Source organism: Burkholderia sp. BDU5 (assembly GCF_001522845.1).
In the GTDB taxonomy this organism is placed as follows: Bacteria; Pseudomonadota; Gammaproteobacteria; order Burkholderiales; family Burkholderiaceae; genus Burkholderia; species Burkholderia mayonis.
Map to the genome: position 1 here is coordinate 73,093 of NZ_LOWC01000173.1, position 23,589 is coordinate 96,681.

Genomic DNA, 23,589 nt, shown 5'->3' on the forward strand with positions numbered 1-23,589 from the left:
CGACTCCTACAGCGCCGCTTCGCGGATCCGGGACTCGGGCTGCGACGCCTGGAAATCGCGCGCGCGCGTCTCGGGCAGGAACCAGACGGCGACGAACACGAGCCCGTAAGCGATGCCCGCGTCGATGCCGAGTGCGAGGCCGAGCGGCATCGACGTGCCCATGTGCCCGACGAGCACCGGGAAAATCGCCGACGCGACGCGTCCGAAGTTGTAGCAGAAGCCGACGCCGCGTCCGCGCACATTCCTCGGATAGAGTTCGTTGAAGAGCGCGCCGAGCGTGGCCGGGATGCCGGCCGCGAAGAAGCCGAGCGGGAAGCCGAGCAGCAGCATCGCGACGTTGTTGAGCGGCAGCAGCACGTACAGATTGACCGTCACGACGCAGCAGGCGGAGAACAGCATCAGGTTCCGGCGACGGCCGATGCGGTCCTGCAAGTACGCGCTCGTCATGCATCCGATGATGAACGCGACGATGATCACGGCGAGATAGGCGCCGGTGCCGAGCACGGACAGGTGGCGCTCGGTCTTCAGGTAAGTCGGCAGCCAGGTCGTGATCGCGTGGTAGCCGCCGTGCGCGCCGACGCCGATCAGGCCGCCGACGATCGTCATCCTGAGCACCGACGGATCGAAGATGCTCTTGGCCGGCTGCACGGGCGCCGCCGCTGCCGCCGCCGTGCGCGTATCGTCGCGCGCCGGCTCCGGAATGGCGCGCCGGATGTACAGCACGAGGAGGGCGGGCAGCACGCCGATCGCGAACAGCACGCGCCACGCCCATTCGGGCGGCAGCCACGAGAAGATCAGCGTGTAGAGCAGCACGGCGCCGCCCCAGCCGAAGCCCCACGCGCTCTGGACGATACCCATCGCCTTGCCGCGGTGCTGCGCACGAACCGTTTCGCTCAACAGCACCGCGCCCGCCGTCCATTCGCCGCCGAAGCCGATCCCTTGCAGCGCCTTCAGCACCAGCAATTGCTCGAAGTTCTGCGCGAATGCGCTCAGGAACGTGAACAGCGAGAACCAGCACACGGTGATCTGCAGCGCGCGCACCCGGCCGAAGCGATCGGCGATCGCGCCGGCGAGCAGTCCGCCGATCGCGCCTGCGGCGAGCGTCGCGCCGCCGATCAAGCCCGCTTGCCCTTTGCCGATACCCCATGACGTGAGCAAGGCAGGAATGACGAGGCTGAACATCTGCGTGTCGACGCCGTCGAGCGCCCATCCGGAAAAACATCCTTTGAATGTGCGTCTTTCCACGGGCGATATTTCTTTGTACCAGCTCACTCACGCTCTCCAGAATGATGTCGCTTTAAAAGATTGGGAAAAAGCCCGAATCATATCGCCATATTTTATCGATGGGTAAACGACATATGCATCACGAATCCAAGCGTTATTGATAAAAGAAAATTATGATTACGGATTCCGTTGCGGCGTCGATCTTGCAAGTGGGAATGCCCGTCAAGGCCTATGTGGATTTGCTTGCGTCGTCGTATGTCCGATTCGATATGGCTTGAGTGGTCTTGCGAAACGATCGATCAAGCCGTTTCGATTGGTTGAATAGTTGGGCGTTGGAAATCGGGCGGCGAGTTCGTCTATTTTGAATGAGGGCAGAATGAAATCGTGTATTCGCGAAGTTTGTATGTCGATTCGGCGATGCGACGGCGCGACGATCGAAGCGGAGACTCATCGAGCTGCGTGATTATGGAATCCAAGCATCTTCGTTATTTCCTGGCCATCGCCGACACCGGCAGCCTGACCCACGCGGCGATCCGCTTGGGCGTCGCGCAACCCGCGCTCAGTCATGCGCTGACGAAAATGGAGCGGGAGCTCGGCGTAAAGCTGTTCGATCGTTCGAGACGCGGTGCGACGCTGACGATGGCCGGCGAAGCGATCGTCGACGACATTCGCCTGAGCCTCGCGCGGATGGACGCCGCCGCGCGCCGCGCGAGCGAGATCGGTGCGCAGCGAGCCGGGCGGCTCAGCATCGGATTCGTGTCGGCCGCGCTGTTCGGCACGCTGCCGTCCGCGGTATGCGCGCTGCGTGCGGCCGCGCCGCGCGTCGATCTCGTGATGCGCGAGATGAGCAATGCGGAGCAGGTCGTCGCGCTCGAGCGCGGCGAGATCGACATCGGGATTCTCCATACGCCCGTCGCGATCGGTGGTCCGGTCAACGAAAAGCTGATTCGCCGCGATCCGCTGATCGCTGTGATTCCGAAGTCGTTTCCCCGACAGCCGGACGGCACGATCACGCTGCGGGAACTGTCGCGCGCCGGACTCATCTGGTTCCCGCACGAGCAGTTGCCGTCGATACGCGCGGCGATTCTCAGTGCGTTTCGGCTGGCGGGGCATCCGATCGAGGTCGTGCTGGACGCGAACCGCACGCTGACCGTGATCGCCTGTGTCGCGGCGGGCTGCGGCGTGTCGCTGCTGCCGTCGTCGATCCGGACGCTGACGTTCGAGGGCGTCGATTTCAGTACGGTCGCCGACGGACAGGCGCTGCCTGAATTTCCGTTGACGGCGATCTGGCCGAAGCGCTCGCGCCGGACGCTCGCCGACCGGTTCGCGGAGCTGCTGCCGCAGTTCCAGGCGAGCTGACGCTCGGGCGTGCGGCGCGGCCGTTCGACGGAACACATGTGTGACCTGTCGGCGACGCCATTGCGTTACATGTCGCATGCGATCGGCATCGATCATCCGGATGTCGAAATATTCGAATTATCTTATGTGTCGCGATTAAAGGGGAATTTGACATTTTAATTAATGAGATGACGCCGGCATAAGACGCTTATGGCAAGTGTCGTCGGCATGGTGAAATTGAATGGTCGAATAATTCATTAACATCGAAATTATTAATCTACGCGCACACGCAATTTATCGAGATCATTCGTTCGGGATGACGGAATCCGACTGTTCCAGCCGCATGAATCCCGTTTCGATTTTCCCGCTTTCGGTCGCGTAATGCAGCGCCGGTGCCGGATCAGTGCGAGCTGCGGCTGCGCCGATCGTGTTTCAAACGGTCATTCTGACGGCCGGAAAGAATCTTTAAATATTGTCAAATTTTCAGAAAATCGGATTATTCTGATAGTAACAATTACGATGACCATTCATCATCTATTCGATTATATTTTCGATGGAATCGGAGCGCGATTCTGAGATAGCTGCAATCGAGTAGACCAATCTAGTCGGCCGCAACCAATTAAAAACCGGGTCGACCGAATCTGATTTCCGACTTTGCCTCCCGCGGCGGCGGTGCGCGATGCGCAGCCGTTCGCCCGTGCTCGTCCGCAGCAATCGCGGCGCGGGCCGGGCGGCAAGCGTCGGTCACGCATGGCGCGCGCGAGGCGACGGGGCCGCTGCGCGCGGCGATTGGGCCATCGAAACACAACAAAGAGATCAACGGGCGATCGTGTGGAGAGCGAAATGCGCAAGCGTGTGGTGCAGAGGGTGAGCGGGGCGGCATTCATGTTGTTTTTCGCGGCTGTCTCGGCCGGGCAGCTGACCGGCACGATGCAGGTGAATTTGCAAGTCAGCCGCGGATGCGAGGTCGCGGGCGTTGCCGGAAGCGTGGATTTGGGCCGGCTGGAATTCGGCACGCAGGGACCGCTCTGGTCCGACTACCTCACGGCCGATGGCCGCGCGACGTCGAACGGTGCGGTGCGCATCGTGTGCAGCCCGGACGTCAGCGGCTTTCTGGTGTCCATCGACAGCGGTCGCAACGGCGACCAGTCGACCCGCTATCTGGTCAAGCGCGGCGCGGACGGGCGCGTCGTCGGCCGGATTCCGTACAACGTATACCGCGACGCGGCGCGCAGCGTGCCGTACGTGCCGCTTTTGCCGCAGTCGTTTTTCGTCGACGGGCGACAGGACGACGTGACGCTGCCGCTCTTCGGCGTCGTCAACGGCATGACGCGCGCGCTGCCGTCGGGGACTTACGAGGATTTGCTCGGGATCACGCTCGACTGGTGATCCGGGCAGGTAAGCAGCAACAGTTCATTTTCACCACACGGAAGGAAACTATATGAAGGCTCACTGGAAAGTTTGGGCGGCTGTCGCCTGCTTGTCCGCTTGTGCAGGCGCGCAGGCGCAAACCAGCCCGCTCACGGGGACGGTCAACTCGCAACTCGTGCTGACGACGGGCTGCGCGGTCGATACGGGCGGCGGCTCGGTCAGCGCGACGAACTTCGGCACGCTCGACTTCGGCACGCAGCCGAGCGGCTTCACGGGCCAGCTCGCCAGTGCGGCAAACGGCGGCGGCTCGACGACGACGCAAGTCACGTGCTCGCCGGACGTTACGTCGATCCAGGTGACGATCGACGGCGGCCAGAACGCGTCGAAGGGCGCGACGGTCGGCACGGGCACGCGTGCGCTCGCAAACGGCGGCAGCTTCGTGCCGTACGAAGTCTATGCGGACGCGGGCCACTCGCAGCAGTACGTCGCGGGCACGCCGCAATCGGTGTCGGTGCCGACGCCGGGCTCCGCGTTCGCGCTGCCGCTTTTCGGCGTCGTCAACAAGACGAGCTCGTCGGCGCTCGCCGCGGGCACGTACACCGACGTGCTGAACGTCACGCTCGGCTGGTAAGCGCGCGCGCCGAATCCGTTCAGTCCGGCCTCGCGGCCCGCGCGCAAGCGAGCCGCGAGGCGATCCCAGATTTCCGTTCGTCATGTCGACCTTACAACGAGTGGTTTTTCTGCTGTGCGTCGCGTTGCTGCCGGCTCCCGGCCGGGCCGACACGCTGTTGCCCAGAACCCAGGCCTTCACGGTCAGCGCGCAGATCGTCGCGGGCTGCGGCGTCGCAGGCGGCGGGCCGACGAGCGGCCTGAACTTCGGCACGCTCGACTTCGGCGCGCATCCGGCCGTGGCGACGGGGCAGGCGATTGCGGCGGTCGGCGGCGGCGCGCTGCAGATCGAATGCTCGCCCGGCTCGACGCTGAAGATGACGATCGACGGCGGCGCGAACCCAAGCGCGGGCAACACGCAGCGCAATCTGGCGAGCGGCGGCGCACGCGTTGCCTATCGGCTGTATTCAGATCCCGGGCGCACGCAGGCGATCGCGATCGGTCAGGCGGTGTCGCTGCCCGTGTCCGGGACGGTCACGTTGCCGATCTACGGCGCATTGACGTTGCCGGGCGGCAATGCGCCCGCCGGCATTTACACGGACACCGCGCAGGTCACGCTCAGTTATTAATCAATCAGGAATCCGTCATGAATGTATCGAGATCGCCTGGCACGCCAGCGCGCGCCGGCCGTATGCTGCGCCGCGCGCTGCTGTGCGCGGCGGCCGCGGCGTCGTTCGCCGTGCAGCACGCGCATGCGGCGGCGTCCGTGATGATCTGGCCGATCGATCCCGTGATCGAGAGCGACCAACGCGCGGCGGCGCTGTGGCTCGAGAACCGCGACCGCCGGCCGGTGACGCTGCAGGTGCGCGTGCTCGGCTGGCGCGAAGTGAACGGCGAGGATGTCTACGACGAGAACCAGCAGCGTATCGCGGGCAGCCCGCCGATGGCGACCGTGCCGCCCGGCAAGCGCCAGCTCATTCGGCTGACGCGCCTCGCGGACGTCGCGCCTGGCACCGAGGAAGCGTACCGCGTGCTGATCGACGAGATCCCGCAGCCGGACGACGACGCGCAGAACTCGGCGAACGAGGCGTCGCTCGGCGTCAAGTTCCAGATGCACTACTCGGTGCCGCTCTTCGTCTACGGCGGCGGTCTGTGGGCGAAGGAGAACCCGGACAAGCGCCGCGACCCGGCGACGGCGGGGCGGCCGGCGCTCCGCTGGCACGTCGCGAACGGCGGCGGCAAGCGGTGGCTCGTCGTGTCGAACCGCGGCCCCGTGCACGCGCGGATCACGCACGCGGCATTCGAATCGAACGGTGCGCGCGCCGACTTCGCGCGCGGTCTGCTCGGCTACGTGCTGCCTGGCGCGCAGATGCGCTGGGCGCTGCCCGACGGCCTGACGGTCAATTCCAATTCCAAGCTGGTCGCCACCGTCAACGGCGTGGCCGACCTCGCAATCGACGTGGACGGCGCCGCTTCGAACCGGTAATCCGCATCACGACACAAGCGACGACGTCGCGACGGGGAAATGCCTTGAAGCGGTACAACGAACACGGAACGAGAAGACTGCCGCGACGGCGCGCAGCGGCGTGGGCGGTGGGAATTGCGTTCGCGGCGGCGGGGGACGCGCGGGCGGGCGAGCCGATGACGCTCGCGGACAGCTTCGGCCGAGCGCCGCCGCCCGCCGGCGGCGCGGCGACGCACGGCACGCTGTACCTCGAGCTCGTCGTCAACGAGCTGTCGACGGGGCGGATCGTGCCGATCCGCTATCGCGAGGGTGTCTACTATGCGCGCGTAGGCGACCTCGCGCAGGCGTCGGTGCGCATGAACGCCGATCCGGACGCGCTCGTCGACCTGTCCAGGCTCGACGGCGTGCAGGCGGAATACGAGAGCGCCGATCAGCGTCTGAAGCTGACCGTGCCGCCCGACTGGCTGCCGCAGCAGGCGGTCGGCTCGCGGCGGCTGTACGACCGCACGCCCGCAGCCGTGAGCTTCGGGCTTCTGTTCAATTACGACGTCTACGCGAATTCGCCGACGCTCGGCACGAGCTACACGTCCGCGTGGACCGAAGCGCGGCTCTTCGACACGTGGGGCACGGTGACGAACACGGGCGTTTACCGGCGCGATTACGGCGGCAGCGGCGGCGTCGCGAGCAACCGCTATCTGCGCTACGACACGTCCTGGCGCTACTCGGACCAGGACCGGATGCTCACGTACACGGCGGGCGACGTGATCACGGGCGCGCTGTCGTGGAGCAGCGCGGTGCGCTTGGGCGGCGTGTCGGTCGAGCGCGACTTCAAGGTGCGGCCCGACATCGTCACGTATCCGCTGCCGCAGTTCTCGGGCCAAGCCGCGGTGCCGACCGCCGTCGATCTGTTCATCAACGGCAGCAAGACGACGACGGGGCAGGTCAATCCCGGGCCGTTCACGCTGAACAACGTGCCGTTCATCAACGGCGCGGGCGAGGCGACCGTCGTGACGACCGACGCGCTCGGCCGCCAGGTCGCGACGACGATTCCGTTCTACGTCGCGAACACGCTGCTGCGGAAGGGGCTGTCCGATTATTCGCTGTCGGTCGGCGCGATGCGGCGCGACTACGGAATCCGCTCGTTCTCGTACGGCAAGCTCGCGGCGTCGGGCACCGCGCGCTACGGTCTCACCGATTACCTGACGATCGAAGGCCACGCGGAAGGCGGCGAACGCTTCGCGCTCGGCGGCCTCGGGCTCGACGTCGGCGTCGGCATGTTCGGCGTGCTCAACTTCGCGGCGACGCAAAGCAGCCTCGCGGGCACCTCGGGTCAGCAGTACGCGTTCGGCTACAGCTATTCGTCGCAGCGGTTCAGCGTGGCGCTGCAGCGGATCCAGCGCACCGGCGGGTTTCGCGACCTGTCGGTCTACGATCTGCCGTCCGACGTCACGTATCGGCTCGTGCGCAACAGCACGCAAGCGACGGGCGCGCTGAATCTCGGCGCGATCGGCGGCACGCTCGGCGCCGGCTACTTCGACGTGCGCGGCGCGGACGGCTCGCGCACGCGGATCGCGAACCTGTCGTACACGCGGCCGATCTTCCGGCGCGCGACGATCTACGCGTCGGTCAACAAGACGATCGGCGACCACGGGCTCGCCGCGCAAGTGCAACTGATCGTGCCGCTCGGCGACAAGGGCGTCGTGACGGGCTCGGTCGCGCGCGACGAGAACAACGGCGTAAGCGAGCGCGCGCAATACAGCCGCAGCGTGCCGAGCGACGGCGGCTTCGGCTGGAACCTCGCATACGCGGGCGGCGGCTCCCACTATCAGCAGGCGGACGCGACGTGGCGCAACCGCTACTTCCAGGTGCAGGGCGGCGCGTACGGTTATGGCGCGGGACGCGGCTATGCGCGCTGGGGCGAGGTGCAGGGTTCGGTCGTCGTGATGGACGGCGCGATGCTGCCCGCGAACCGCGTCGACGACGCGTTCGTGCTGATCGACACGCAAGGCCGCAAGGGCGTGCCGGTGCGCTACGAGAATCAACTCGTCGGCAAGACCGACGGCGGCGGCCACCTGCTCGTGCCGTGGGCGCCGTCGTACTACGCGGGCAAGTACGAGATCGATCCGCTCGATCTGCCGAGCAACGTGCGCGTGCCGGTCGTCGAGAAGCGCGTTGCCGTGCGCGATCACGGCGGCGCGCTCGTCACGTTTCCGATCCAGCGGGTCGTCTCGGCGCAAATCGCGCTCGTCGACGCCGCGGGGCGGCCGCTCGGGATCGGCTCGCGCGTGCTGCACGAGGAGAGCGGCCAGACCGCGCTCGTCGGCTGGCAAGGCGAGACTTATCTCGAAGGATTGTCCGCGGTCAATCACCTGCGCGTCACGACGCCGGACGGCCGCACGTGCCGCGCGACGTTCGACGCCGACGTCGGCGCGGCGCAGATGAGCCGCATCGGTCCGCTCGCGTGCGGCGAATAACGACAGGGATTCTCGATGAAGCCATTCTGCAATTTCTTCGTGCGCACCGCGGCGGCGCTCGCGCTCAGTCCCTTCGCGGCGCTGCACGCGCACGCGTCGTGCTCGGTCGTGAGCGCGGCGCCCGCGTCGTTCGGCACGGTCACGTCGTTCGTCGTCGCGAGCCAGCCGCAGTCGACTTCGACGACGAGCAGCGGTCTGTCATGCTCGGGCGCGCTGCTCGGCCTCTTCGTGATCGGCGACCAGATCAACGCGACGATCACGTCGGCGAACGGCGGCAAGCTCGTCGGCTCGACGGGCGACTCGGTGCCGTACTCGACGTTCGCCGACCAGAACTACTCGATCAAGCTCGACTTCGGCGTGACCTACAACTGGGCGAGCGGGCAACTGCTGAACCTGCTCGGGATCTTCGGCGGTCCCGCGCAGACGCTGCCGCTGTATTTCCGGACGATCCAGGGCAGCAACGTCGCGGCGGGCACGTACACCGACACGCTGACGATCTCATGGACCTGGAATTACTGCAGCGGGATCGGCATTCTCGGCATCTGTCTCGGCCGCGACCAGGGCTCGGGCACGGCGGTCGTGCCGGTGACGATCACCGTGACCAACGATTGCGTGATCGCCGCGCCCGACGTGAACTTCGGCGCCGCGCCGACAGTCGCCGGCTTCGCGCCCGTGACGGGCAGCGTGTCGCTCACCTGCACGAAAGGGATGGTCTACACGGTCGGCCTGAGCAGCGGCGCGAACCCGCATGCGAGCGGCCGCCGGCAGATGGCGAACGGCGCGAACCGCCTGCAGTACGACATTTTCGGCACGGGCGGCGGTGTGGTGTGGGGACAGTCGACGAACCGCGCCGGCAGCGGCGCGGCGGCCGACGGCCAGGCGGCACAGCAGTTCCCGTATACCGCGCGGATCTATTCGGATCAGCAAACGCCCGCCGTCGGCACGTATACGGACAGCGTGGTCGTCGACGTGCGCTATTAGCCGCGAGCCGGCGCTTTTCGGAAATCGTTTCGGACATTCGAATCGAGCGGGGGACATGGAGGTGAGAAGGCAAAATGGATTAGTTTCTTTCGTTTTCGAACGACGTGTGGATTTGACGACGTGCGAAGCCCGAAATGGCCAAATCGGGCGCGAGAATATCGCATTGCGCAAGCGTTGATCGTCGACATTCGCGAGAGGCCGTCCCACGTTCGTTTCGGGCCGGTTGAAATGCGGACGGCGCCGCTCGCGACTGCGCGCCATCGAATCGAAGAATCGGAGAAAGCGCACGTGCGATGGGATAAACGACCCTACCCATAAACGGAACGCCGACAAGAAAAAGGAGGTGCGGGTTTTTTCCGGAAACGGAAGAGATGCGTATTCTGGCGAGGTTCCAAATGGGATAAAGGTATGAAAAGCGACGGCTTTTGCGGAGGCAAATTCTGTCGACGCATACTGGTGTGCATCTCTGCTGCAGCGCTCGCGTTCTGGACGCTGTCGCAGGCCTCGAATCGGATGCAGGACGGCATGCTGGTCGCGACGGCGCCCTGCAAGTGGTCACACCTGTACCCGTTGCTATGGGGCGGCAGCAATGTGCTCGTCGCGCTGGTGAGCTATGGATGGGCGCACCGCGATCTGAAGCGCTTGCAGGCGGCGCTGCGCGCGAGCCGGGGCTCGCTCGCGACCGCGAGCCACGAGCTGCGCGCGCCCGTCAACGGCATGCTCGCGCTCGTCGAGCTGTTGAAGGAAGGGCTGCGCGCGCCTGAGCAACAGCGGCTGCTGAGTCTCGTGCAGGACTCCGGGCAGTCGCTCGCGCGCGTGCTGAACGACATTCTCGATCACGCGAGCATCGAGGCCGGGCAATTCGCGATCGAGAAGACGCGCGTCGACGTGCGCGAGCTCGTCGACAGCGTGACCGCGATGCTCGCGGTGCGCGCGCATCGCAAGGGCTTGCAGGTCAGGCTGCACGTCGACGCCGACGTGCCGGCTGCCGTGCTGACGGACGGCAACCGGCTGCGGCAGATTCTCGTCAACCTGATCGGCAACGGCATCAAGTACACGGAGCGCGGCAGCGTGTCGGTGCGTGTGCGCGCGGCGGACGACGTCGACGGCTCGGTCGAGATCGCCGCGACGATCGTCGACACGGGGATCGGCATCGCCGCAGACGAACTGCGGCGGCTCTTCACGCCGTTCGTGCGCGCGCGCCGCGGCGCGCGGAGAACGGAACCAGGAACGGGACTCGGGCTTGCGATTGCGCGCAGGCTTGCGAGATTGCTAGGGGGGGACGTGACGCTGGCAAGCGAAGAAGGCAGGGGAACCACGGCGACGGCGCGCATCCGCTGCGGGGTCGTGGCGCGCGGCTATGCGCCGGATGCGCTCGCCGAGCGCGTGGTGTCGATCGATGTCGGCGATGCCGCGCTCGCGGCGACGCTGACCGCATACGCGCGCGCGGCAGGCATGCGGCTCGCCGCGCGCGGCGCGGCGGACGTCGACGCGGTGTTGTGCGACGACGCGCGCGTTGACGCGTCGAGGCCGCGAATCGGCTGGGTCGGCGTGACCGATGTCGCGGAGCCGGCCGGCTGGATCGACGGCGGGACGCACGTGCGGCTGAGCAGCAACCCGCTCGGCTGGCGCGCGTTCGTCGAGAGCTTGCGCGCCGCGCTCGATGCGCGCGATTCGGCGCGCGCGCGCGCGACGGAGGGGGCGCAGTCGCGCGCGTATCGCGTGCTCGTCGCCGACGATCAGGAGATGAACCGTGTGGTGATTCGTTATCAGCTCGACGCGCTCGGCCATCGCGCGCACCTGTGCGGCAGCGGCGACGAAGCGCTGCGCGCGCTCGAGACGAGCGCGTTCGACGTCGTGCTCACCGATTGCCGGATGCCGGGCATGGACGGCGTCGCGTTGACGACGGCGATCCGCGCGCATCCGGATGCGCGCGTGCGCGCGACGCCCATCGTCGGCGTGACGGCGCTCGTGTCGGAAGGCGAGTTCGCGCGCTGCGTCGCGGCCGGCATGACGTTCTGCATCGGCAAGCCGACGACGCTCGATGCGCTCGAGCGCGCGCTCGCCGATGCGATCGAGCCGTCGCCTCCGCTGCGCTTCGATCCGTCGCGGATCGACAAGACGCGCTTGCTGGCGGGATTCGGCGCGTCGCCCGCCGACGGCGCGGCGCACACGGAGATCCTGCTCGCATGCCGCCGCGCGCTCGAGCGCGACCGGGACACGCTGACGCGCCACCTGCGCGATGGCCTGTCCGAACGCGAGCTGCGCGCGTGGGGCCACACGGCGCGCGGCACGTACAGCCTGTTCGGCCACGCGCATGTCGATGCGCTGCTCGACGAATTCCACCATCTGCTAGGGGCGGGAGACGCGCGCGCGATCCGCGGCGCGGCCCGCGAAATTCTCGCGATGGTGAACCATCTGCTGCGCTGCGTTGCGCATCCGGCGCAATCGCGCGATCGCGGCGATCCAAAAGGAGGAACGTAAATGAGCGTTCAAGTGTTGATCGCGGACGACCATCCGCTCGTGCTGTTGGGCGTGCGTCACGTGCTGGCGAGCATGAGCGACGTGTCGATCGTCGGGGAGGCGCACGACCCGGCCGGGCTGCTCGCGCTGCTCGCGACGACGCCGTGCGACATCGTCATCACCGATTTCGCGATGCCCGACCCGCCCACGGCCGACGGCCTCGCGATGCTGACCGCGATCCGCAACGGCCATCCTTCGGTTCGCGTGATCGTCTTGACGATGCTCGACAACCCGGTGCTGATGCGGTCGATGCGTCAGGCGGGCGCGCTCGCGGTGCTGAGCAAGCGCGGCGACCTCGACGAGCTGCCGCGCGCGGTCGGCGCCGTGCGCCAGGGGCGGACGTTCGTCGGCACGCACGCTGGCGCGGCGAGCGGGCTCGCGATGCGCGCGGCGGACGCGCCGCCGCAGCTGAGCCCGCGCGAGATCGAGGTCGTGCGCCTGTGCGCGACCGGCATGACGATGACCGACATCGCGAACCGCTACGGCCGCAGCATCAAGACGGTCAGCACGCACAAGCACAACGCGATGGGCAAGCTCGGTCTCAAGTCCGACGTCGATCTGTTCATGTATGCGTCGGAGAACGGGCTCGTGTAGCGAGTGCGTGGACATGCACGTCGCATCTCGACATCCGGCGGATCGACTGCCCGCAGATCGTCGAAGGCGACAGCCCGGGATTCGACCGGATCGAGTCGCCGGTCCGCGAGTCGTCACCGACAGCCTCACGGCCGACGCGTGCAGCCGCTTGTTCGAACGGTGCGTGCCGTGCCCGCATGCGCTTTCTCTGTGCGCTGCGCGACGAAGGTCATACGCCGCTTCCGTTCAAGCGGCTCGTGATCGTCGCGCAGACGCCGTTGCGTTGATTGCGGCGGCGTGCGGCGTCGTTCCGCGCGGACGCTTGCGACCGCTCGTCCGATTCGCGAATCACTCGATCAGATTCGGAATCCGTACGTTCGGATCGACGTCCGCGTCGTAATCGACGCCGTCGATCTCAAAGCCGAAGAGGCGCAGGAATTCGGTCTTGTAACCGGCGAAATCGGTGAGCGTGTAGAGATTGTCGTCCGTCACCCGGTCCCACAGCGCGAGCACGCGTTCCTGCACGGCGGGATCGAGCTCGAGGCCGTCCGCGCGCAGCCGGCCTTCGGCATCGACGTGCGGATTGGCGCCGTAGAGACTGTCGCGGAACAGGCCGTCGATCTGCTCGATGCACCCTTCGTGCGTGCCGCGCGCCTTCATCGCCTTGAAGAGCAGCGACAGGTACAGCGGCATCATCGGAATCGCGGAGCTCGCCTGCGTGACGACCGCCTTCAGCACCGACACGCGCGCGTCGCCGCCGCGCGCCGCGAGCTTGTCGCGGAGGGCGAGCACGGTCCGGTCGAGATCCTTCTTCGCTTCGCCGATCGAGCCGTTCCAGTAGATGTCGTACGTGACCTTCTCGCCGAGATACGTGAACGCGCTCGTCTTCGCGCCGTCGGCGAGCACGCCCGCGGCGTCGAGCGCGTCGATCCACATCCGCCAGTCCTCGCCGCCCATCACGGCGACCGTGCCCGCGATCTCGTCGGGCGTCGCCGGCTGCAGCAGTGTTTCCTTGATCGCCTCGTTATCGGTGTCGATCCCGCGCAAGCGCACCGCGCGTCCGATCGGCTTGAGCGTCGACTGGAACGTCTCGCCCGTCTTCGGATGCGTTCTGCGCGGCGCGGCGACGCTGTAGACGACGAGGTCGACCTGGCCGAGGTCGCGCTTGATCGCGTCGATCGTCTTTAGCTTGATCTCGTCGGAGAACGCGTCGCCGTTGATGCTCGCCGCATACAGGCCGCGCGCGGCCGCTTCGTCGTGGAACGCGGCGCTGTTGTACCAGCCGGCCGTGCCGGGCTTCGCGTCGCTCGGCGCGCGCTCGAAGAACACGCCGAGCGTCGCCGCGCCCGCGCCGAATGCGGCGGCGATGCGCGCGGCGAGCCCGTAGCCCGTCGACGCGCCGATCACGAGCACCTTCTTCGGACCGTGTTCGATCGGGCCGCGGCCAGCGACGTGGGCGATCTGCTCGCGGACGCTCGCCGCGCAGCCGGCGGGGTGGGTGGTGACGCAGATGAAGCCGCGTACGCGCGGTTTGATGATCATGGCTGTCTCGCTAGGAATGCAGGGGACGGTCAAAAAAGCAGCGTGCATTCTAATCGAGCTGGGCGCCGGGTCGTGCGTTCGTGGGCGGCGGGCGGCGTGCGAGACCGCGCGGGGTTTCGAGCGGACGTGTTCGGTGCAGACGATACCGCATTGCTACGGGTCGTGCGTCGCAAGTCGCGCCGCGCGGCTCGCATGTCGCGCACGCGACGAGGCGCGCGTGGACGGCCCCGTGTGTTCAATCAAGCCCTGACGCGCCGCGCGGCACCGCCGCTCGCCGCACACGCGCGGCATGCGAGCAACAAAAAGGGCGGCCGAAGCCGCCCGAAGAAGCGATGTTGCGTCGTCTCGAATCGGTCGCGTGCTCAGTTGCCCGTCGGCAGCGTGAGCGCGCTCGTCAGGTCGCCCATCGGCTTCAGGCCGTTCGCGGCGAGCGCGTCGTCGCGCTGCTTGAGGCCGGCGAGGCGCGGCAGCGCGTAGCGGCGCGTGATGAAGCGCAGGATCGACGCGGTGTCGTATTGCGTGTGATCGACGAAGCCCTGCTTCGCGAACGGCGAGATGACGAACGCCGGAATGCGCGTGCCCGGGCCCCAGCGGTCGCCCTTCGGCGGCGCGACGTGATCCCAGAAGCCGCCGTTTTCGTCGTACGTCACGATGACGACCATGTTGTTCCACTGCGGGCTCTTCTGCAGGTGCGAGATCACGTCGGCGATGTGCTGATCGCCCGACGCGACGTCGGTGTAGCCCGGGTGCTCGTTCAAGTTGCCTTGCGGCTTGTAGAACGTGACCTGCGGCAGCTTGCCCGCGTCGATCGCCTGGATCAGCGCGGCGCCGTTCGAGCCGGCGTCGAGCAGGTGCTGCGCGCGGTTCGCGGTGCCGGGCGCCTGGTTCGCGTAGTAGTTGAACGGCTGGTGGTGCGGCTGGAAGTTCGGCGCCGTCAGGTTCGGCCCGTAGATCACGCCCGACGTGCCGCTTTGCGCGGCCTGCAGCGCCGCGCCCCACGCGCCGCTATACCATGCCCACGAGACGCCGGCGTTCGTCAGCAGATCGCCGATGTTCTGCTGCGTTTGCGGCGGCAGCGTCGACGGATTCGACGGATCGGCGAGGTTCGGATCGCCGCCCGTCGCGGCCGCGTTGCCGCTCGGCTGATACGGCGGCTGCATCGTGTTGACCGCGTAGAAATCCGGCGTAAGGCCACCCGACTTCACGAACTTCGGCGGGCCCGACAGCGCGGACGCAGGCGAATTCGACGCGAGCGTGAGCGTGACGCCGTCCGGATTGACGGCCGAGATCTGGCTTGCCGCCGGGCTCTTGTCGGCGTTCGGATAGTACGGCGCGCATGCGCAGATCAAGTACTGGTGGTTCAGGAACGAGCCGCCGAACGCGCCCATGAAGAAGTTGTCGGCGAGCGTGTATTGCTGCGCGAGCTTCCAGAGCGGCAGCTTCGACGGATCGGCCGTGTAGTGGCCCATCACGAGGCCGCCCGCGTCGGACCACGCGGCGAACCGGTCGTTCTTGCCGCCGTCGATCTGCATCTGGTTCTCGTAGAAGCGGTGAACGAGATCGCGCGTCGTCACGCTCATCGGCGTATTGAAGCCGTTCGGATCGTCGATCGCGAACGGCGCGTTCGGCAGGTTCGCCGTCATCGCTTCCGTCACCGCGGGCGTCACGCCCGCCGCGGTCAGGCCGTTCCAGATCTTCGGCAGCGTCGCGAGCGTCGTGCCGTCGCGATCGACTTGCGCCGCACTCGCGGCCGTCACGTTCTGCAGGCCGTTCGCGCCCGGGAAGTTGCCGTAGAGGTTGTCGAAGCTGCGGTTTTCCGCATAGATCACGACGACGTTCTTGACTGCCGACAGGCCGGGCGACGTGACGTCGTCCCCGCCGCACGCAGTGAGGCCGATGGCGGCCGACAGCGCGATCGGCGTCACGCGAATCCAATGCTTGTTCATCCGTTTTCTCTCTTGTCGCACGAGGTGTGTGGGTATCGAGGGGCCGGCCAAGCGCGCGCGAACGCGCGCGCCGCATGAATGTCGACTGACAGCCGGTTGCGCGGATTGTGTAAGGTTCGTTTGACAGCAACATGTTGTAATGCTTTCGCCGGGCTGTCGATTCGCCGTCATCGAATTGTCATTTGCATGACATACGCTCGCGCCTTTCCCATTCGACATCGCCGAATCGATGATGCGCCGCCCGCTGCGACACGCTTCCCGCAATCGTTCGCTTTTCCCCGCGCTGCGCGCGCTCGCGGCGGCGGCCGCGCTCGCGGCGGGCGTCGCCGCATGCGATGCGGACGGACCCGCCGCGACGCGCGCTGCGACGCCGGCCTCGCAGGCGAGCGCGCCCGCCGTCGTCGACCATCAGCCGCAGACGCGCGCGCAGGTGTATGAAGCGGTGAAGCAGATGACGGCGCTCGGCCGGCAACTGTTCTTCGATCCGTCGCTGTCGGGCAGCGGCAAGCTCGCATGCGCGTCGTGCCACAGCCCGCAGCATGCGTTCGGGCCGCCGAACGGGCTGCCCGCGCAATTCGGCGGCGACGATCTGCGTCAGCAGGGCTTTCGTGCGGCGCCGACGCTCAAGTACCTGCAGAAAGTGCCCGCGTTCAGCGAGCACTATCACGAGTCGGACGACGAGGGTGACGAGAGCGTCGACGCCGGCCCGACGGGAGGCCTCACGTGGGACGGCCGCGTCGACAGTGGCGCGGAGCAGGCGCGCGTGCCGCTCACGTCGCCGTTCGAGATGAACAGCACGCCCGCGAAGGTCGCGCGCGCGGTGCGGGCAGCGCCATATGCGGACGCGTTTCGCAACGCGTTCGGCCCGCGCGTGCTCGACGACGATCGCGCGACGTTCGAAGCGGTGCTGCAGGCGCTCGGCACGTTCGAGCAGACGCCCGACGTGTTCTATCCGTACACGAGCAAGTACGACGCGTATCTGGCGGGCCGCACGCAGCTGACGAGCGCCGAGTTGCACGGGCTGCAGGTTTTCAACGACGAGAAGAAGGGCAACTGCGCGAGTTGCCACGTGAGCCGGCGCGGGCTCGACGGCTCGCCGCCGCAGTTCAGCGATTTCGGCCTGATCGCGCTCGGCGTGCCGCGCAATCACGAGCTCGCGGTGAACCGGAATCCGAAGTTCTACGATCTCGGCGCATGCGGGCCCGAGCGTCAGGATCTGAAAGGGCGCGACGAATTCTGCGGGCTGTTCCGCACGCCGACGCTGCGCAACGTCGCGCTGAAGAAGACGTTCTTCCACAACGGCCTCTATCACTCGCTCGAGGACGTGATGCGCTTCTACGCGCAACGCGACACGCATCCCGAGAAGTTCTATCCGGTGAAGAACGGCGTCGTCCAGAAATTCGACGATCTGCCGAAGCGCTATTGGAAGAACCTGAACGACGAACCGCCGTTCGATCGCAAGCGCGGCGATCCGCCTGCGATGACCGATGCGGAGATCAAGGACGTGATCGCGTTCCTCGGCACGCTCACCGACGGCTACGACGCGCAAGCGAAGCCCGCGGGCGGTAATCGCTGAGCGGCGCAACGGGCGGGCGGTGTGCTGCGGCTGCATCGCGCTACGCGTCGCCAGCGCACGCAGCCCGTGCGGTTGTGTGGCTTGCATGTGGCGCGTGCGCGATGCTTGTCCGCGTACGTCTGCCGGTTTGCTGCCGCGAGCGGCGAGCCGATCGTCGGATGACGATTCGGGTCGAAGTCCGCGCGGCCGACGCTGAAGCGGATTTCGTAGCCGAGTCCGTCGAGCACGCGGCGCTTCGCGCGCTTGGTGCGCAACCGGCGCACGAACGCATCGACGCCGAGCTCGCGGGCGACACGACGAGCGCCGTGAACGTCGCCCGGTCGAGCCGCCCGGGCGCTCGTCCGGTGCCGCCCGTTTCTAACGAAACCGCCGTATCGCTGTCGCGATCCGCTCGACGTCGCCGTCCGAAAGATGGTGATGGCACGGAATCGTCAGGATTTCCCGCGCGAGCCGTTCGGTGTTCGGCAGCGACACGTCCGGTTGGCTACGCAGCCACGCCCGTTGCCGATGAATGGGAATCGGATAGTGAATTGCCGCTTGAATGCCGTGGTCGTCGAGATGCCGACGCAGCTTGTCCCGATAGCCCGACCTCACGACATAGTGATAGTACGCGTTCCCCGGCCGTCCGCCGCCGAGGTCCGTGCCGGTGGCGGTTCCGGCGAGCGCTTCGTCGTAGAACGCGGCAATGGCTTTGCGGCGATCCAGCCACGAATCCAGTTGCCGGACCTTGACGTTCAGCGCCGCCGCCTGCAGCGAATCGAGACGCGAATTGATGCCGAACGTGACGGCTTCGTCGCGGGTCTGCAATCCGTGATTGCGCACGCTTTTCGCATATTCGGCGATCTCCGGATCGGTCGTGACGAGCGCGCCGCCGTCTCCCAGGCCGCCGAGCGTCTTGAGCGGGTGCAGCGAAAAGGCCGCGGCATCGCCGGCCGTGCCGACTTGCTGGCCATCGATCGTGGTGCCAATCGCCTGAGCGCAGTCTTCGACGACGGCCACGCCGTGCGCGCGGCACAGAGCGACGATCGGCGCGATGTCGACGGGCCGCCCGCGCAAATGGACGGGGATGACGGCCTTGGTGCGAGCGCTCAAAAGCGGCGCGATCGTGTCAATGTCGACGAGTTCGTCGTCGCCGACGTCGGCAAGGACCGGCCGCGCGCCGACGGCGACGATCGCGCCGACCGTGGCGACGAACGTGTTTGCGCACGTGACGACCTCATGGCCGGGCCCGACGCCGAGCGCCCGAAGCGCGATCAGCAGCGCGTCGGTGCCGGAATTCATCGCGATCGCGCAGGCTCCGCCGCAACGCTGCGACATCCACGTTTCGAAGCGCGACACCTCCTCGCCGAGCACGAAATCGCCGGCTTCGAGCACGTCGCGCCAGCGCTCGATGAGCAGACCGGACAAGTCGCGCGCCTGTTCCTGGACATTGTTGCACTGGATCATTGCGTGTTTCCTCCCGATGTTCGTCTGACGGCAATCAGCGCGATAACGGCGGTCCCGACGGCGCTGAGCGCGGCGGCAATCGTCAACGTTTGCGGATAGCCGAGCGCTTCGCCGACGAGGCCGCCGCCGAGATAGATGAACGGATGCACGCCGCTCGTCACGACGGTGTCGACCGCCACGACCTTGCCGAGGTCCTTTTCGGGCGAGTGCGTTTGCATGGCGGTCGCCCATCCGGTAAGCCACGACGCTTCGACGATCCCGACGAACGTCGCGCCGAGCACCGCCATCCACGGCGCTTGGCCCATCCCGAGCAAGATCATCGCGCCGCCGAGGAGCAGCCCGCAAGCTAGCCCCAGCAGCTTTAGGTGGCGATGGCCCGCGACGAGCACCGTAACGACGGAGCCGATGCACGCGCCGAGTCCCGACGAGGCGAGGCATACGCCCCACATGGTTTCGCCGAAGCTGGCGCTGACCGCATAGGGGGCGACCACGAGGAAGATCGGAAAGCACAGCACGTTGACGACGAGCGTGGCGGCGAATCCCAAGAACAGCTCGGCGTTGCCCGCGATCACCGTGACGCCGTTCAGCGCTTCGCGAATGGAGAACTCGTCGTCGGATTCCAGCTTGCCTTTGTCAGGCAACAGGGTGGTATAAAAGGCGGCGCCGAAGAACGTAAGGCCGTCGATCAGCACGCCCCATACCGGGTCCCACAGGATGACCACGACGCCGAGCGTGGCCGGAAAGATCACGGCCACGAGATTGTCGAGGAAGTGCATCGCGCCGTTGCCGGCGACAAGCGCGTGCTTCGGAAGCAGATTGACGAGCAGCACTTGCGTGCACGGGCGCGACACGCCGATGCCGATGCCGAACGCCAGATAGACGAGCACGAGGCTCCACCACGGCGCGCCCGACACGATGAACGCCGCGGCGGCGACCTGCGCGATGCCTCGTGCTGTGTCCGTGGCGATGAGGACGTGCTTGGGCGACTTCCGGTCCGCGAGCATGCCGCCGGCTGCTGCGCCGATGACGGTGCCGATTCCGACGGCGGCCATGATCGCGCCGAAGATCTCGCCGCTGAAGCCGGCATGGATGACCGCGACGGGAAGCGCCGCCAGGCAGACGGCGTCGCCCGCCATCGACAACCCCTGCCCGATCAGCAGTTTTCGAAACGACGAGAAGCGCAACGCAACGCGATAGGGTGACGCTCGCTCGGCGAGTGAGCTCATTCGATTCCTCCAAGAACATAGACGCGTCCATCGGCGCTGCGCTGGGTCGGAAGCGCGTTCCCGTCGCACTCGACGCGGACCGTTCCGTTCGCGGGAACCGTGACTTTCAGCCGTCGCCCTCGAAAATGGACGGCGAACCGATACGCATCCCAATGCGGCGACAGCCGCGGTCGAAAACAAAGCCTGCCGCGTTCGATGCGCAAGCCGGCCAGGCCTTGGACGAGACCCTGCCACGCGCCGGCATAGGCGGACAGGTGCAGCCCGTTGCCGTAGTCCGCGGTCGGCGTGAAGTCCAGGTTGTAGCGGCTTGCTCGGGCGATGAAGTCGGCGCAGTCGCTCGTCTTGCCGATGTCCGCGGCGACCATCGCGTGCGGGCCGTAGCTGAGCGACGATTCGTGAACCGTGCGAGGTTCGTAGAACGCGAATGCCGCCCGCTTGACGTCGGCCGGGAAGTCGTCCGGGAACAAGGACATGAGGAGGATGACATCGGCCTGCTTCACGATCTTGGACGTGAAATTCCGCAACGCCTCCGCCGATTCTCGCTCCGATTCGTCGACGAATTGCGGGCCGCGTTTCTTCGTGATTCTGAGCTCCGTATCGGGAAGTTTCGCGTACCCTTCGAATTCTTCCGGAATGGAAACGCCTCCGACGCTCATCCACGGCAGATAGACGCGATCGCTGATCGCGAGCCAATCGTCCAACTCGGCTTTCGGCACGTCGGGGAAGGCTTCGTGTCCCGCCGACGAGATGGCGAGCCTGATGCACCATCTAAGCAGATAATTCGTGAAAAAGCTATTGTCGACGTGGTAATGATATTCGTCCGGGCCCATCACCGAATTGACGACATAGGCCTGCTTCGCGTCCGACCACTCGAACGCGGATGCGGCAAATCTCGCGCATTCGGCGATGATGCGATAGCCGCGCGTCGTCATGTAGGCGTCGTCGCCGGTGACTTCCCGGTAGCAATGCAGTGCGTAGCAGACGTCAGCCGAGATGTGCAGCACTTCGTCGACGCTCCATTCCCGCGTCGTCTTCGCGTCCGGATACGACAGCACGTAATGCGGCCCGTTTTCGGTTCCACGGTCGTTCGAAGCCTCCGGGAAGCGAGCGCCGGAGAATCCGGTCGATTTGGCGAACTCGATCGCTTGCTCCAGGCGATGGTATCGATAGTCGATGAGCGCGCGAGCGACGCGCGGATCGTTCCAGATCCAGAACACGCACTTGTGCAGTTCGGTGTCGAAGAATGTGGCGCCGGAGTGGTAAGTGCTCGTCAAGCCGCGCGCCGGTGACACGAATCCGCGCGGATGGCGATGCGATGCGATTCCGTGCTGCAAGAGCTGGAAAACGGCATATCGTATGCCGAGTTCGACCGGTTCGCCGCGCGCTTCGATCGTCACGCCATGATCTTCCCAGAATCCGGCCCAGCGGGTCCGGTGCACGTCTTCGGCGACCGCCGGATCGAACGGCGGCGCGGTTTGCGGCATTGACCAGGACGCGGAGCCGGAACATAGTTTCCAATGCGCGTCTATTCGATGGCGATCGGCATTGGAAAAATCGAAAGTCGTCGATATCGTGCAGCCGGGCCCCGGATGCTCCCATGTGGCGGACGCGCTGGCGGAAGGCGGCGAGCGCCGGATGATCACGTCGTAACGGAGCCTTTGACCGGCGACGGCGGCGATGATGCTGAAGCCATCGCTTTCGCAATGGCATCGTTCGAGATTGTAGTGACGAGCCGTCAGCCAAGAGGACGTGCCGAGGTACTCGTTGACCGCGAGCGCGTCAATGCCGTAATCGAGGCGCAATCGCCGCGGGGCGTCGCCGCCGCCGTCCGTCCGGCGCAGTTCGATGACGGTTGCGACCGACGCGCGGTCCGGCGCGTCGACGAACTGCCGCACGGTCAATTCGAACGTCGCTCCCCCGACATGCAGGCGCTCGGCGCTCGTCACGGATGCGCGGTCGAGCGACAGCACGACGGTCGCCGCCGCGCTGCCCGGACGGCGCGCGGGCTCGCCGGTGTCGACGTCGTAGACGTGAAGAATCCTCGGCGCCGGCAGCGACGCAATCTCGCGCGACACGCCGACGCCGGGTGCGTAGACGTCGCTCGCCAGCAACTGGATCCGCTTGCTCCGCTCCGAGGCGCCGGGCACGTGCGGACGCACGCCGATGAACGCATTGGCGAGTGTCGCCACGCACGACACGAACGCGGAGGACGCCGAATCGAGGTCGCTCACGATCTCGCGTCGTTTTCCGTCGGAAACGATCAGCATGGGCCGCCCGCAGGCGACGCGAATGACCAGTCGGAAACGCGCATGTTGATGAGATTGTGGTAACGCGGATCGCTCAGGACGTCGGCGCTGTCCTGGAACCAGCCCGATTGCCATTGATCGCATATTTCCAGTACGGCGTCCCGGATGGTGTACGCGAACTCGAAGCCAAGTTCCCGCCGCGCTAGGCTTGAGTCGAGCCGGTACGAGCGCACGTCGTCGGATGCGGTCGTCGTGATCGGAACGTTCGCCGAGAAGTAGCGGTCGACGACGTCTTTGACTTGCGCCGCGATGTCGGCCACCGTGTGGTTTTCGTATCCGACATTGACGGCGCGCCCGCAGGCTGCGCCGAGAGAATCGCGTCGGACGAGTGTCGTATAGAGCCGGCTGAGATCGCCGACGTGGACGTTGGGCCGGTACTGGCGTCCGCCGAAGACCGTGATTTCGCCGCGCGCGAGCGCGCTCGCCGTCAGGATGTTCACCGTGAGGTCCAGGCGTTGCCGGGGCGACCAGCCGCATACGGTCGCCGCCCTGACCGCGACCGTTTCGAAAGACGGCGAGCTCAGGCCGAAGAGGATGTTCTCGCCCTCGGCCTTGTACCGGTTGTAGTCGGTAATCGGCACGCACGGCTGGCGTTCGTCGACGACCGGCTCGTCGCTGATCCCGTAGACGCTCGCCGAAGACGCGTAGATGAAGCGTCGGCAGCCCTGGCGCTTCGCGCTCTCCATGAGATGTGGCAGGCAGTCGATGTTGATGGAGCGGCTCAGCGCCGGATCGGAGTTGAAGCTCGGATCGTTCGCCACGGCGGCGAGATGGATCACCGTCGTGACGCCTCGCAGCGATCGTTCGACGGTCCGCTTGTCGCGGATGTCCCCTTTGATCGCGTCGAGACGGGGATGACGGCCAAGCTGCTCGAGCCCGTTCGAGAAAAACTGCGCATCGAGCACTCTGACACGGTGGCCGGCGGCGAGCAACCTCGGCACCAGCCGCGATCCGATATATCCCGCGCCGCCCGTCACGAGCACAAATGT

17 protein-coding genes are annotated in these 23,589 nt (G+C 66.5%); 10 read left to right on the forward strand and 7 right to left on the reverse strand.

What is annotated here, in order from left to right:
- Nucleotides 1–6: 6 nt before the first annotated feature.
- Nucleotides 7–1,245, reverse strand: coding sequence for an MFS transporter (locus tag WS69_RS29195; RefSeq protein ID WP_059474118.1), 1,239 nt, complete (start codon nt 1,243–1,245; stop codon nt 7–9).
- A gap of 444 nt (nt 1,246–1,689) precedes the next feature.
- On the opposite strand from WS69_RS29195, the gene WS69_RS29200 reads away from it, so the two are divergent.
- The 9 genes from WS69_RS29200 (at nt 1,690) to WS69_RS29240 (ending at nt 12,579) form a co-directional block, all read left to right on the forward strand.
- Nucleotides 1,690–2,583, forward strand: coding sequence for a LysR family transcriptional regulator (locus WS69_RS29200; protein WP_059474119.1), 894 nt, complete (start codon nt 1,690–1,692; stop codon nt 2,581–2,583).
- Nucleotides 2,584–3,405: 822 nt separating this feature from the next.
- Nucleotides 3,406–3,951, forward strand: a complete 546-nt coding sequence (locus WS69_RS29205; RefSeq protein WP_059474204.1) for a Csu type fimbrial protein — start codon at nt 3,406–3,408, stop codon at nt 3,949–3,951.
- Between the two features lie 52 nt (nt 3,952–4,003).
- Entirely contained in the window at nt 4,004–4,564 is a 561-nt protein-coding gene (locus WS69_RS29210) for a Csu type fimbrial protein (protein ID WP_059474120.1), read from the forward strand.
- A gap of 82 nt (nt 4,565–4,646) precedes the next feature.
- Nucleotides 4,647–5,171 carry a Csu type fimbrial protein gene (locus WS69_RS29215; RefSeq protein WP_059474121.1) on the forward strand — a complete coding sequence of 175 codons (525 nt, stop codon included), beginning with the start codon at nt 4,647–4,649 and terminating at the stop codon, nt 5,169–5,171.
- 17 nt (nt 5,172–5,188) lie between these two features.
- Entirely contained in the window at nt 5,189–6,028 is an 840-nt protein-coding gene (locus WS69_RS29220; protein WP_059474122.1) for a fimbrial biogenesis chaperone, read from the forward strand.
- 44 nt (nt 6,029–6,072) lie between these two features.
- Complete coding sequence (locus WS69_RS29225; protein WP_059474123.1) at nt 6,073–8,481, forward strand: fimbria/pilus outer membrane usher protein; 2,409 nt, start codon at nt 6,073–6,075, stop codon at nt 8,479–8,481.
- Nucleotides 8,482–8,496: 15 nt separating this feature from the next.
- Nucleotides 8,497–9,462: a Csu type fimbrial protein gene (locus WS69_RS29230; RefSeq protein WP_059474124.1), complete on the forward strand. Its 966-nt coding sequence runs from the start codon at nt 8,497–8,499 to the stop codon at nt 9,460–9,462.
- A 408-nt stretch (nt 9,463–9,870) separates the two neighbouring features.
- The gene (locus WS69_RS29235; protein WP_059474125.1) at nt 9,871–11,946 is read left to right on the forward strand and encodes an ATP-binding protein; all 2,076 of its coding nucleotides are present in this window, start codon (nt 9,871–9,873) and stop codon (nt 11,944–11,946) included.
- Nucleotides 11,947–12,579, forward strand: a complete 633-nt coding sequence (locus WS69_RS29240) for a response regulator transcription factor (protein ID WP_059474126.1) — start codon at nt 11,947–11,949, stop codon at nt 12,577–12,579.
- A 327-nt stretch (nt 12,580–12,906) separates the two neighbouring features.
- On the opposite strand, the gene fabV is transcribed toward WS69_RS29240, so the two are convergent.
- Nucleotides 12,907–14,100: an enoyl-ACP reductase FabV gene (fabV, locus tag WS69_RS29245; protein WP_059474127.1), complete on the reverse strand. Its 1,194-nt coding sequence runs from the start codon at nt 14,098–14,100 to the stop codon at nt 12,907–12,909.
- A gap of 362 nt (nt 14,101–14,462) precedes the next feature.
- Nucleotides 14,463–16,046, reverse strand: a complete 1,584-nt coding sequence (locus tag WS69_RS29250) for an acid phosphatase (protein ID WP_059474128.1) — start codon at nt 16,044–16,046, stop codon at nt 14,463–14,465.
- A gap of 229 nt (nt 16,047–16,275) precedes the next feature.
- Here WS69_RS29250 and WS69_RS29255 point away from each other — a divergent pair, with 229 nt between their 5' ends.
- Nucleotides 16,276–17,622: a cytochrome-c peroxidase gene (locus WS69_RS29255; RefSeq protein WP_059474129.1), complete on the forward strand. Its 1,347-nt coding sequence runs from the start codon at nt 16,276–16,278 to the stop codon at nt 17,620–17,622.
- A 357-nt stretch (nt 17,623–17,979) separates the two neighbouring features.
- On the opposite strand, the gene WS69_RS29265 is transcribed toward WS69_RS29255, so the two are convergent.
- The 4 genes from WS69_RS29265 to WS69_RS29280 are packed head-to-tail and all read right to left on the reverse strand — an operon-like array spanning nt 17,980 to nt 23,583.
- Nucleotides 17,980–19,068, reverse strand: a complete 1,089-nt coding sequence (locus tag WS69_RS29265) for a DegT/DnrJ/EryC1/StrS family aminotransferase (RefSeq protein WP_059474131.1) — start codon at nt 19,066–19,068, stop codon at nt 17,980–17,982.
- Nucleotides 19,065–20,294 (reverse strand): MFS transporter, encoded by a 1,230-nt coding sequence (locus WS69_RS29270; protein ID WP_231747253.1) that lies wholly within the window; start codon nt 20,292–20,294, stop codon nt 19,065–19,067. Before WS69_RS29270 ends, WS69_RS29265 begins: the two co-directional genes overlap by 4 nt.
- Entirely contained in the window at nt 20,291–22,561 is a 2,271-nt protein-coding gene (locus tag WS69_RS29275) for a glycosyl hydrolase family 65 protein (protein ID WP_331457994.1), read from the reverse strand. The genes WS69_RS29270 and WS69_RS29275 overlap by 4 nt, the downstream gene beginning before the upstream one ends.
- Complete coding sequence (locus WS69_RS29280) at nt 22,555–23,583, reverse strand: NAD-dependent epimerase/dehydratase family protein (RefSeq protein WP_159082886.1); 1,029 nt, start codon at nt 23,581–23,583, stop codon at nt 22,555–22,557. The genes WS69_RS29275 and WS69_RS29280 overlap by 7 nt, the downstream gene beginning before the upstream one ends.
- Between the last annotated feature and the right edge of the window lie 6 nt (nt 23,584–23,589).

What these genes read in the sequence shown, in the direction of transcription:
- WS69_RS29200 (WP_059474119.1), top strand. Translation starts at nt 1,690, where the DNA reads ATGGAATCCAAGCATCTTCGTTATTTCCTGGCCATCGCCGACACCGGC.
- WS69_RS29205 (WP_059474204.1), top strand. Translation starts at nt 3,406, where the DNA reads ATGCGCAAGCGTGTGGTGCAGAGGGTGAGCGGGGCGGCATTCATGTTG.
- WS69_RS29210 (WP_059474120.1), top strand. Translation starts at nt 4,004, where the DNA reads ATGAAGGCTCACTGGAAAGTTTGGGCGGCTGTCGCCTGCTTGTCCGCT.
- WS69_RS29215 (WP_059474121.1), top strand. Translation starts at nt 4,647, where the DNA reads ATGTCGACCTTACAACGAGTGGTTTTTCTGCTGTGCGTCGCGTTGCTG.
- WS69_RS29220 (WP_059474122.1), top strand. Translation starts at nt 5,189, where the DNA reads ATGAATGTATCGAGATCGCCTGGCACGCCAGCGCGCGCCGGCCGTATG.
- WS69_RS29230 (WP_059474124.1), top strand. Translation starts at nt 8,497, where the DNA reads ATGAAGCCATTCTGCAATTTCTTCGTGCGCACCGCGGCGGCGCTCGCG.
- WS69_RS29235 (WP_059474125.1), top strand. Translation starts at nt 9,871, where the DNA reads ATGAAAAGCGACGGCTTTTGCGGAGGCAAATTCTGTCGACGCATACTG.
- WS69_RS29240 (WP_059474126.1), top strand. Translation starts at nt 11,947, where the DNA reads ATGAGCGTTCAAGTGTTGATCGCGGACGACCATCCGCTCGTGCTGTTG.
- fabV (WP_059474127.1), bottom strand. Translation starts at nt 14,100, where the DNA reads ATGATCATCAAACCGCGCGTACGCGGCTTCATCTGCGTCACCACCCAC.
- WS69_RS29250 (WP_059474128.1), bottom strand. Translation starts at nt 16,046, where the DNA reads ATGAACAAGCATTGGATTCGCGTGACGCCGATCGCGCTGTCGGCCGCC.
- WS69_RS29255 (WP_059474129.1), top strand. Translation starts at nt 16,276, where the DNA reads ATGATGCGCCGCCCGCTGCGACACGCTTCCCGCAATCGTTCGCTTTTC.
- WS69_RS29265 (WP_059474131.1), bottom strand. Translation starts at nt 19,068, where the DNA reads ATGATCCAGTGCAACAATGTCCAGGAACAGGCGCGCGACTTGTCCGGT.
- WS69_RS29270 (WP_231747253.1), bottom strand. Translation starts at nt 20,294, where the DNA reads ATGAGCTCACTCGCCGAGCGAGCGTCACCCTATCGCGTTGCGTTGCGC.
- WS69_RS29275 (WP_331457994.1), bottom strand. Translation starts at nt 22,561, where the DNA reads ATGCTGATCGTTTCCGACGGAAAACGACGCGAGATCGTGAGCGACCTC.